The organism is Streptomyces sp. NPDC030814, assembly GCF_055572155.1.
In genome coordinates, this window is record NZ_JBVIDX010000050.1 from 21,322 (window position 1) to 32,457 (window position 11,136).

The following is an 11,136-nucleotide window of genomic DNA, read 5'->3' on the forward strand; positions in this document are numbered from 1 at the left end:
GATGGTTGCAGGTGGCCCGCCGCGAATCGCTCGCGCCGGGAGGGAGATTGCCTTTACATCCCATCACCGTCAAGGAATACCTCCCCCAGTTCCAGGAGTTGCCCTCTGGGAGTGCTTAAGATCCGGACTTTTATGGGATGTCTGGCATCGGTTGGGTGAGTCGGCTGTCGTGTGGAGCAAACCGTTCGCCCTGGCGGGCGCCCGTCCGGTGAGGCACCCACGCGGAGTCGGCGGCAGTTTCCGCGCGGAGCTCAAGGCGGGCACGGTCCAACCGGGCCCGACCACCGTGCAGGAACTGTCGGCGCGGAAGCCCGGGCGTTGCGTCCGTCGGGGATCGCGCCGACGACGTTGGGCGGCCACGGCTGTGACCAGGTGACCAGGTGACCAGGTCCGTCGACTCCCACACCACGATGCTGTTTCTCTCTTGTCCAGGCCCGCCCAGCGGCCCTCGGAGTACGGCGGAGTCAGCGGCGGTCGACCGGGTCTTCGCCTCCACGGGCCCGATCGCTGTCGCGCCATGCGGTGTGCCTCCGAGCGTTCGGCCGGCTGGAAGCCTTCGGTAGCTACTCCCTGTCCTCCGAGGCGAGTTGTGCGATAAATCGAACGGCGTTCGTAAGATCGGGCAGACGCTAAGTGTGGGAAGCGGGATGCGTCAACACCTCCGGCAGCAGTAGTCCGCGGGACCGGGAAGGCCGGTCGCGGACGGGGCGTGTGCCGCGCATGGCGTTTGTCCGGGGCGGTGCTCGGCCGGCCGCCCCGGCCGCTTGCGAGAACCGCGACACGAACGGAACCGCCCGGCGGCTGAGCCCTTCAGGTCGCTTCCGGAGCGGTCATGCACCGCCTGGCGCCACGGCGTTTGCGAGCATCACAGTTCGGCTCCCCTCTTAAACATGGCATGTCTGTGGAAGAGGGAATAGCCGCTTGGGCGGACAAACTCGGATCTTCTGCTCCAGCTCTGAGTACTTTCATCCTCTTACCCGTTGACATGGAGCAGTCACGTCGTCGAACTTCATGCGTGACATCCGGCGCCTTGGAGCCCAGAGGGTCCGCGTCCGAAGGCCTGGCGACCGAACGCGCCCTCGGGCTGCCCGCCCCGACTCCTCACCTCGAACATCAGCCCCCCAACCGGGAGTACACATGCCGTCAGGAAGACTGTCCCGCCGCGCGCTGCTGGGTGCCGCGGGCGCCGCTGTTGCCGCGACCACGCTGCCGGTGATCCCCGCATTGTCGCCTCTGCTGGCGGAGGCGGCCGCTGCGGACCCCCAGACCAACCTGGAGAATCTGGTGAACATGCGGTTCGGCATGTTCAACCACTTCAGCCTGGGCACGTTCACCAACGAGGAGTGGGCTGCCCCCAACCAGAACCCCGCCCTGTTCGCCCCCACGGCCGTGGACTGTGCCCAGTGGGCGGCCGCCGCCGCGGCGGCGAAGATGAGTTACGGCATCCTGACGACCAAGCACCATGACGGCTTCGCCCTGTGGCCGAGCGCCTACGGCACCCAGAACGTCTCGAACAGTTCCTACAAGCAGGACGTGGTGAAGGCGTACTGCGACGCCTTCCGGGCGAAGGGACTGAGGGTCGGGTTCTACTACTCGATATGGGACCGCACCTTCGGCGTCGAGGCGTGGGAGAGCCGGCACAAGGTGTCGGGCCTCGAGATCACCGATGCCATCCAGCCCGGCGACATGACCTTCATGCTCGGTCAGATCACCGAGCTGCTCACCAACTACGGCACCATCGACATGTTCGTCACCGACGGCTACGCATGGCAGATGGGCCAGCAGGCCGTCTCCTACCAGCGGATCCGCGAGCACGTGAAGTCGCTCCAGCCGGACATCGTCATGATTGACCACGGTGCGCTGTCGGTGCCGTTCCTCGGCGACGCGATCTACTTCGAGGAGCCGCTGGGCGTCTCGTCGCCGGCCGGGAACACCTACGCCGCCACGCAGGGGCAGACGATCAGCAATGGCTGGTTCTGGCATCCGTCCACGCCGACCGAGGGCCTGATGAGCAAGGACGCGATCCTGTCCCACCTGGCGGACCTGGAACCGAAGTACACCTCGTTCATCCTCAACTGCCCGCCCAACCGCGACGGCAGGCTGGACACCAACATCGTCAACCGGCTCGCCGAAGTCGGGGCCGCCTGGAGCCCCGACACCTCCAGGCCACCCCTGCCGACGCAGTTGCTGCGCGCCGAGCACCCCGTGACGCCCGTCAGTGCCTACGCCACCGGCTTCCGCACCGGCGAGGGACCGCTCAACGCCATTGACGGGCTGAGCGACAGGAACTACGAGACCTGCTGGTCGACTTGGGGACTGCCCTCGCCCCTGCCTCACTCGATCACGCTCGATCTGGGCGGGGTGTGGAGCAACGTCTCCACTCTGGAATACCTGCCCAAGCAGTGGAACCGCACCAACTCCACCGACGGCGACATCACCTCGTACACCATCTCCACCAGCACCGACGGCACGAACTTCACCCAGGTCGCCACCGGCACGTGGGCCGGCGACCGCGCCACCAAGGTGGCCGAATGGCCCGCCCGGAACGTGGGCTTCGTGCGGATCCGGGCCAACGCGGCCACCGGCGGCTACGCCAACATGGGCGGCGTCAGGATCGGCGGCCGGACGGCCAAGCCGGCACTGGTGTCCACCACGCTGCCCGGCGACGGCACCGTCTACCGGCTGGTCGCCCGGCACAGCGGCAAGGTCGCCGACGTGGAGGGCGGGGGCACCGCGAACAACACCAACGTCCTTCAGTGGCCATGGCTCAGCAAGACGAACCAGAAGTGGAGCTTCACCAGCACCGGCGACGGCTACTACAAGATCAAGGGTGTGGGCAGCGGCAAGCTCATGGAGGTCGCGGCTCTCTCCCGAGCCGACGGCGGCAACGTCGGTATCTGGTCGGACGCCGACGCCCCCCAGCAGCAGTGGGCCGTCACGCCCACCGGCGACGGCCACTACTTCCTCATCAACCGCTACAGCGGGCTCTGCCTCGCCGTCGACGAGGGCAGCACCGCCGACGGAGCCAACATCGAGCAGCAGCCGTACGCTTCCCTGACGCGGCAGCAGTGGCAGATCATCGCCGTCTGACGATTCCGGCGGCGGGCGACGCCTCTACCCGAAAGCGCCCCATGACTGCACGCGCGCCGGCCTCTGGCTCCTCCCGCGCCCGGGGAGTTACTCGGACGCCCCGGCGGCGGGTTCCTGCCGAGGCGTCCTTGCGGCGGACGTCGGCAATGTGCTCGGCGGCGGTTCCGCGCCTGCGGAACGAGATACGCCAGACGCATTGACGCACGCATGGCTGAAACCTATCTTCTGATCGCACTGTCGAACTTTGTTCGCAATTCCGAACAAGCGGCATTCCCCATCACGGCGATCGGTCAAGCGGACGGGCCGTGACCCTGGAGGAAGAGTTGAACAGAACCGCAAGAAAGCTGCTCGCCCTGCTGGGCCCGATGCTGCTGGTCCTGTTGGGTGTCCCCGCCCTTCAGGGCACGGCCGCTGCCGCCGCCCCGCCGGCCGGGCAGGCCACGCGCTACACGATGACGGCGTTCACCAACAGCAGCGAGTCGAACATGTTTGTGTACGACTCGCCGGACGCCACCGCGTTCACCCTGCAGAAGGGTCCCGCCTACACCCCGCCGTCCGGGCTGATCCGCGACCCCAGCATCTTCAAGCACACCGACGGCTTCTACTACATCACCTACACCACCAACTGGACCGGGAACACGATCGGTTTCGCCCGAAGCACCGACCGGGTGAACTGGACGTTCCTGTACAACTACACGATCCCGATCAGCGGGCTCACCCGCACCTGGGCGCCCGAGTGGTTCATCGACACCGACGGCAGCGTCAACATCATCGTGTCCCTCACGACGGCGAGCACCGCCACCGCCTTCACCCCCTACAAGATCACGGCGACCAACTCCGCGCTGACCACCTGGTCCGCGCCCACCCAGCTGTCCGGCATCGCCCCGAACTACATCGACACCTTCATCGTCAAGGTCGGCTCCACCTACCACGCGTTCACCAAGAACGAGACGACGAAGTACATCGAGTACGCCACCGCCTCCAGCCTCACCGGCCCCTACACCTTCAGGAAGACCGGCAACTGGGCGGGCTTCGGCGACTGGGTCGAAGGTCCGGCCCTGGTCCCGCTCGACAACGGCGGCTGGCGCATCTACTACGACGGCTACCGCGCCGGTAAGTACTGGTACAGCGACAGCTACGACAACTTCGCCACCTGGTCCACCCCGACCGAACTGCCCGGCCTCACCGGCTTCGTCCGTCACCTCACCGTGCTGAAGGAGACCGTCCCCGGCGGGGTCACCCTGCCCACCAACACCACCAGGTCCCTGCGGTCGGTCAACTTCCCCGACCGGTACGCCGTGGTGCGCTCCGACAGCCTCGGCTACATCGACCCGGTGACGTCCTCCAGCAGCACCGCCGTCAAACAGAGCGCCACCTTCACGATCGTGCCCGGTCTCGCGGACGCCAACTGCTACTCCTTCCGCGACTCCTCCGGCCGCTATCTCCGCCACTGGGACTTCCGGATCCGCTTCGACACGAGCAACGGCACGGCCGTCTTCAACAAGGACGCCACCTACTGCGCCCGCCCGGGCACCGCCTCGGGTTCCGTCCGCCTGGAGTCGTACAACTACCCGGGCCGCTATCTGCGCCACTACGACTATGCGCTGCGCGTGGACCTCTACCAGAACACCGACACGTTCCGCGCCGACAGCTCCTTCACAGGGGTCAGCCCCTGGGGCTGACCTGTCCGACCAGCCCACGCCGCCGTGCCGTCGCGGAGCCCCACCGCGGCGGCACGGCCTTCGCTCGCGTCGGACGCGCCCCCCGCCACCACCCCTCCGGACGTGCCCTGACCCAGGGCCGACTCGGGGTAGGGCGAACTGCCATGGCACAGAGCAGATCGGCATGTTGCGTGGCCGTTGTGGCATGGAGCAGGTGACAGGCAGACAAGCGAGGCTCTCAAGCAGCCGCACCGTGAAGGCGGCGGACTGTGAAGGAGCGTTCTCATGGGCCGATACGATCTCGCCCTCATCGGGTTCGGCGGCGTCAATCGCGCGCTTGCCGAGCTGATATCCCACAACGGTGCGCGCCTGGCCGAGGAGTTGGGATTCGCCCTGCGAGTGGTGGCGATCACCGATCTGCGAGCAGGTTCCCTGGTGGACACCGACGGCATCGATCTGGCGCCGCTGCTGGCCGCCGAACCCGGGGAGCTGAACTTCGCGGGCCTTGCCGGCGGCAGCGCGGATCCGCGCAACGAGTGGGTGATCCGCGAGGTCCCGGCGGACATCGTCGCGGAGGCGACGTTCACCAACCCCGCCGACGGCGAACCCGCCCTCTCCCATGTGCGCTGGGCCCTGGAATCGGGCAAGCACGTGTGCACCACCAACAAGGGACCGGTCGCACACGCCGGCCGTGCGCTGAAGCGGCTGGCCGCGGAGCGCGGTGTCAGCTTCGAGTTCGAGGGCTCGGTACTCAGCGGCACCCCCATCCTGCGCACCGCCCAGCGCATGTTCGGCGGCCTGGAGATCACCGGCGTCCAGGGCATCATGAACGGCACCTCGAACTACATCCTCGGCCGTCTCGAAGAGGGCCTCGAGCTGGCGGCGGCCATCGCCGAAGCCCAGGAGTTCGGGTACGCCGAAGCCGATCCCACCGCGGACATCGAGGGCCACGACATCCAACTCAAGATCATGATCTTGGCCAACGAGGTTCTGGGCGCCGACCTGCGCCGCGAGGACGTCTCCTGCGAGGGCATCGCCGCGCTCTCTGCCCACGAGGTGCGGGACGCCGCCTCGAAGGGGCTGCGCTGGAAGCTGGTCGGCTCCGCCACCCGCCACGAGGACGGCAGCGTTCACGCCCGCGTCGCCCCCCTCGCCCTGCCCGCCCAGCACCCGCTCGCCCACATCCCGGGCCCGGTCAACGCGGTCGCCTTCACCACCGACCTCCTCGGCACCGTCACGGTGTCCGGACCGGGAGCCGGCCGCATCGAGACCGCCTACGCCCTGCTGTCGGACATCATCGCCATCCACCAGCGCCACGCGGACGACGACACCGCCCCCATCCGCCCCGTTCTGAAGGAGGCTCACCGTGTCTGACACCGTCGTACCCCCCGGCATCGAACTGGGCGCCGACACGGCGCCCGTGCACAACCCCTACACCGGCGAGGTCATCGCCTCGGTGCCCACCGTCGACGCAGGCGCCGTCGGCGGCATCCTGCAGCAGGCCCGGTGCGGGCGCCGCACCGCGGCCGCACTGTCCCGCGCCTCCAGGGCCTCCGTCCTGGAACGCGCCGCCCGCCTGATCGAGCGGCGTGCCGAGTCCTTCGCCCAGCTGATCGTCAGCGAGGCCGGCAAGACCATCACCCAGGCCCGCAAGGAAGTCGCCCGCGCGGTCAACACCCTGTCCCTGTCCGCGGCCGAGGCACGGCGCAACGCCGGCGAGGTCATCCCCTTCGACTCCCACGAGGGCTCGGAGAAACGGCAGGGCTGGTTCACCCGCGAACCCCTGGGCATCATCGCCGCCATCACCCCCTTCAACGACCCCCTCAACCTCGTCGCCCACAAACTCGGCCCCGCCATCGCCGGCGGCAACGCGGTCATCCTCAAACCGTCCGCCCTGACCCCGCTGTCCGCGCTGCGCCTGGTCGACACCCTCATCGAGGCCGGCCTGCCCGAGGAGATCGTCACCGTCGTCAACGGCGACGCCGGCATCGCCGCCGCGATCGTCGCCGCCCCCGACGTACGCATGGTGTCCTTCACCGGCGGATTCGCCACCGGCGAAGCCATCTCCCGCACCGCCGGCCTGAAAAAGCTCGCCATGGACCTCGGCGGCAACGCCCCGGTCATCGTCATGGACGACGCCGACCTCGACGAGGCCGTCGCCTCCTGCGTCTCCGGCGCCTTCTGGGCCGCGGGCCAGAACTGCATCGGCACCCAGCGCATCCTCATCGCCACCGAGGTCTACGAACGCTTCCGCGACGCCTTCGTCACCCGCACCAAGCAGCTGCGCGTCGGCGACCCGCTCGACGAACGCACCGACGTCGGCCCCATGATCACCCCGGATGCCGCGGCCGCCACCCGGGCCAAGGTCGACACGGCGGTGGCCCAGGGCGCGAGGCTGCTATGCGGCAACAACGCCACCGGCGCCCTGTACACGCCGGCCGTCCTGGAAGACGTCCCGGCGACCTGCTCGATCTGGCAGGAGGAGGTGTTCGCCCCGGTCGTCGTGCTGCAGCCGTTCACATCCTTCGAGGACGCCGTCGAGCAGGCCAACGCCATCGACTACAGCCTCCACGCGGGCATCTTCACCTCCCGCCTGGACCGCGCCCTGACCGCGGCCCGGCTGCTGGATGCCGGCGGAGTGATGATCAACGACTCCTCCGACTACCGCCTCGACGCCATGCCGTTCGGCGGGTTCAAGTACGGCAGCATGGGCCGCGAAGGCGTGCGCTTCGCCTTCGAGGAGATGACCCAGCCCAAGGTCGTCTGCATCAACCACATCACCGAAGTGGTCCAATGAGCGCCTTCCGTACCGAGCGGGACTTTCCGGGCGGGCTCTGCGTTCCGGCCGACGCTGAGCGGTGCGGGCGTCGGCCACCGTCCGGGGTCGATCACGATGGAGGGGAGCACGGGCAACTCCGCTGCTCACGCCTATGGCGTCGAACTCCGCTCTCCGCGCGGGCGGTCGACCACCCTGGACAGGGTGAGCGCCGTGACCGTGTCTCGTACGCCAGGCATCCGGGCAATGTCCTCCCAGATGCTCCGTACGCGTTCCAGCGAGGCCGCCTCCAGGCGCACCATGAGGTCGAAGTCGCCGCTGAGGATCTCGCAGATGACCACCTCCGGAATGCGTTTGAGCGCGGCCAGCACATCGCCGCCGCGCATTCGGTCCTGGCGGTAGACGAGGACGAGCGCCGAGATGACATCGCCGGTGTCGCCGCCGGCGCGGACGATGGTGTAGCCGGCGATGTGCCCCTGGCGCTCCAGCCGTTCGATGCGTTGGCGCACCGCGTTGCGGGACAGCAGCACCTTGCCGGCCAGCTCGGAGTGCGGGATGCGAGCGTTGCGGGTCAGCTCGGCGATGATCTTCTGGTCGATGGCGTCCACGTGGACCGTCTCCTTCGCGAATCGGTCGGGCCCGCCTGCCCACGCCGCGCCGGCCCGCAGCGTGAGCCCCTTCGAGCCGCGATGGTTCGGGCGGGAGCCAGACGCTTCGGAGAATGTGCGGCTCGAAACGTCATGTCTCGCCGACCGCCGTCTCACTTTCGGAACCATGCCGTAATGTGGCATATCGTGCTGCATTTCGGCACAGAGGATGGCAGTGCCTCGCTGGGGAGTCAAGAGGCAGGTGCTGTGGGTCGGCTCCCCGGGGCTAGGGGGGTGTTGCTCGCCGCTGCGCGCGCCGCGTCGCCCGGCCCACGCCGCCCCTGGAGCGGGCCCGGCGTCCTCTGGTGGTCGTCGGCAGCGCCAACGCGGCAAGCCGACGGCGGCTGGCCGCCCTTCACGCCCGGGGCAATGTCGAGGGAACGTGTGTCACCGAGGACCCGGGAGAGTCGCTTGCCGCGGTGCGCCGACTCAACGCCGAGGTGCTCACCTTGCGAACCCCCGACGAGCGCCACCGCGCCGCCGCCGCGCAGGCCCTTGCCGCGTCTTTGGTCACCAGGGTCCGACTGCTGGCCGACCGGGACGCCATCGACGCCCTCGTGATCACCGGCGGCGAGACCGCCGCGACGGTGTTCCACGCCCTCGGTGCCACCGGCATCGCCTTTGATCGGCGAGCCGGAACCGGGCAGCGCCCGCGGCGCCCTCCTCGATGGCCACCCGCTGCCTGTGCTGGTCAAGGTCGGGGGCCTCGGCGACGACGACACACTTCTGCGGCTGTGCAACTGTTGCCCGTGCTGGGGGCGGTGGGCGCCCAGTAGGCGAGGTTCTTCCTGCGCGGGGCGCGGCCCTGGTGCACCTCGCCGACGCCCCGTCGCGCGCGGTGCCCGGGCGGTGGTAGGTGCCGTGCCCGTGCCGCCCTGTTTCCCCTGGTGCTTCCCGGAATTTCTGCCCGACGCCCTCTTGACCCCCTTCTGAGTCGCTGCCATTGTCTGTGCCATATTTCAGCACGTCGTTCCACATTGCGGCACGTCCGTTCCTCGCAGAAGTGAACCGGGGACTCCCGGACACGGTGGTTGCGAACCCGGGGGCTTCCTGAAAGCCGGGGCCCCGTCCCAACCCATTCGAATCGAGCATCCCCGCGTCGAGGCCGGCATGCGTCTCGGCGGTACGAAAGGAAAGTCCTGTGTCAGCTGCCAGGAAGCGTGTCGCCGTCGTCGGTGTGGGAACGATGGGCAGCCAGGCCGCCTGGCGTCTGGCCGCCCGCGGCGCCGAGGTCGTCGGATACGACCGGTTCGCCCCCGGCCACGACCGCAGTGCCGGCGGCGGTGAGACCCGGGTCTTCCGCAGCGTGCAGACCGACGACGGTCGCTACGTGCCGCTCGTCCGGCATGCCGACGCCCTCTGGAAGCAACTGCAGGCGGAGACCGGGCGGGAACTCCGTCGCCTGACCGGAGCCCTGTTCATGGGGCCGGCCGAGGACCCCGAGATGCGTACCGTCGTCGACGTCATCGCCGAGCACGGCCTCAACCACGAGGTGATCGACGCCGACGCGATGACCAAGCGTTTCCCCCAGTTCCGCGTCGACGACGGTGACCTGGTGATTCTCGACCGCCACGCGGGTTTCATCCGCCCCGAGCTGACCATCCAGACCGCGGCCCGGCACGCCGAGGAACTGGGCGCCCGGATCCGCCGCTACACGCCGGTGCGGGAGGTCACTCCCGTCGCCGGCGGAGGCGTGGAAATCCGCACCGACACCGGCGCGGAGCGTTTCGACGCCGCGGTCGTCACCCCGGGGCCATGGGTGGGTGACCTGCTCCCCGACCTGCCGTGGGAGGTGAGCGTCTACCGGGCGATCAGCGCCTGGTTCCTGCCCTACGAGGACCACCCGGCAGACGGGGAGCGCCCCGCCTTCGTCCGCCGCGGCGACATCCCCTTCTACGGCATCCCGTCCCCGGACGGCCTGGCTGTCAAGCTCGGCCTGCCCCAGGCCCACCACAAGCTCGTGGACGACCCGAACCGCCTGAACCGTACCGTCGCTCCGGAGGAGCTGGAGACCTTCACGGCGGCGGTGCGGCGCCATCTGCCGGGCCTGAACCCCGATCCGGTGCGCCTGTCGGTCTTCATGGAGGGCTACACCGACAGCACCCGGCCGCTGGTCGGACCGCTGGCGGGCTGCGACGACATCGTCCTGCTGGCCGGGTTCTCCGGCCAGGGCTTCAAGCTCTCGCCCGCCATGGGCGACATCGCCGCGGACCTCGCCCTGGAGGGCCGCACCTCCCAGCCGATCGACTTCATCACCACAACCGGCCGCACCGCGGCCTGATCCGAACGAGGTTGAGACATGACCTGACCATCGGCTGCTGCGCGCCGAGCCCGGGCAGAAGAGCCGGGGGAGCCTGCCCGCCGACCTCGGTACCACATCGGTGGACGTCCCGCTGATCCTCGTCAACGGGTCCCGTCCCGGACCCAGGGTGGCGATCACGGGAGGTGTGCACGGCGGTGAGTTCATCGGCGTCGACGCCGCCACCCTCCTGGCCGGGCTGCTGGAGCCGGAACGATCATCTACGGCATGAACGGGCTCTCCGTCCGCCCCGGCACGGAACTCGCCACCCTCGTCACCCTGCACGCCTGAGCGCTGACGGGCCGCATCTCCACGTCCGTCGCGACCGCTCTCGCCGCAGTCGACACCGCCGGCCGCGTCGTCGGCCCGGGACGACGTGGTGCTCCATGACCACCCCGACGCGTTCTCGACGCGACGAGTGCCGACACTGCGGGGCCGAACCCGCAGCGTCGGCGATTACGTCACACAGGAACAGCACCTACTGCGACCGCCGTCGACGGAGCCGTTCGAGTCGGGGTGCTGCTCCATCCCTGGGTGAGTTCATGGGACGAAGCGTAAGGGGGGATGCCTACTGATCTTTTCGTAAGTTCGGTGGATGTGGTGGGTGGATGGTCAGGCCGGTGTGGGCGAGGAATGACCATGGCAGTTGTGGGTTTCGGTTGA

General features: G+C 68.8%; 7 protein-coding genes. 6 read left to right on the forward strand and 1 reads right to left on the reverse strand.

Annotated features, from left to right (window positions below; translation table 11 throughout):
- Positions 1-1,137: 1,137 nt before the first annotated feature.
- The 4 genes from ACZ43N_RS42405 (at position 1,138) to ACZ43N_RS42420 (ending at position 7,548) form a co-directional block, all read left to right on the forward strand.
- Positions 1,138-3,090 carry an RICIN domain-containing protein gene (locus tag ACZ43N_RS42405; RefSeq protein ID WP_468105185.1) on the forward strand — a complete coding sequence of 651 codons (1,953 nt, stop codon included), beginning with the start codon at positions 1,138-1,140 and terminating at the stop codon, positions 3,088-3,090.
- A gap of 323 nt (positions 3,091-3,413) precedes the next feature.
- The gene (locus ACZ43N_RS42410; protein WP_468105187.1) at positions 3,414-4,772 is read left to right on the forward strand and encodes a glycoside hydrolase family 43 protein; all 1,359 of its coding nucleotides are present in this window, start codon (positions 3,414-3,416) and stop codon (positions 4,770-4,772) included.
- Positions 4,773-5,036: 264 nt separating this feature from the next.
- Positions 5,037-6,125, forward strand: a complete 1,089-nt coding sequence (locus ACZ43N_RS42415) for a homoserine dehydrogenase (RefSeq protein WP_468105189.1) — start codon at positions 5,037-5,039, stop codon at positions 6,123-6,125.
- Positions 6,118-7,548: an aldehyde dehydrogenase family protein gene (locus ACZ43N_RS42420; protein ID WP_468105191.1), complete on the forward strand. Its 1,431-nt coding sequence runs from the start codon at positions 6,118-6,120 to the stop codon at positions 7,546-7,548. The genes ACZ43N_RS42415 and ACZ43N_RS42420 overlap by 8 nt, the downstream gene beginning before the upstream one ends.
- Before the next feature lie 131 nt (positions 7,549-7,679).
- Here the strand turns inward: ACZ43N_RS42420 and ACZ43N_RS42425 are convergent, their stop codons facing one another.
- Positions 7,680-8,135, reverse strand: coding sequence for an Lrp/AsnC family transcriptional regulator (locus ACZ43N_RS42425; RefSeq protein WP_468105193.1), 456 nt, complete (start codon positions 8,133-8,135; stop codon positions 7,680-7,682).
- A 1,180-nt stretch (positions 8,136-9,315) separates the two neighbouring features.
- On the opposite strand from ACZ43N_RS42425, the gene solA reads away from it, so the two are divergent.
- Together solA and ACZ43N_RS42435 are read left to right on the forward strand one after the other, a co-directional pair.
- Positions 9,316-10,455 carry an N-methyl-L-tryptophan oxidase gene (solA, locus tag ACZ43N_RS42430; protein WP_468105195.1) on the forward strand — a complete coding sequence of 380 codons (1,140 nt, stop codon included), beginning with the start codon at positions 9,316-9,318 and terminating at the stop codon, positions 10,453-10,455.
- Between the two features lie 100 nt (positions 10,456-10,555).
- Positions 10,556-10,705 carry a hypothetical protein gene (locus ACZ43N_RS42435; RefSeq protein ID WP_468105197.1) on the forward strand — a complete coding sequence of 50 codons (150 nt, stop codon included), beginning with the start codon at positions 10,556-10,558 and terminating at the stop codon, positions 10,703-10,705.
- Positions 10,706-11,136: the final 431 nt, after the last annotated feature.

Bases quoted from the DNA above. Each gene is read 5' to 3' on its own strand.
- ACZ43N_RS42405 (WP_468105185.1), top strand. From the start codon at position 1,138: ATGCCGTCAGGAAGACTGTCCCGCCGCGCGCTGCTGGGTGCCGCGGGC.
- ACZ43N_RS42415 (WP_468105189.1), top strand. From the start codon at position 5,037: ATGGGCCGATACGATCTCGCCCTCATCGGGTTCGGCGGCGTCAATCGC.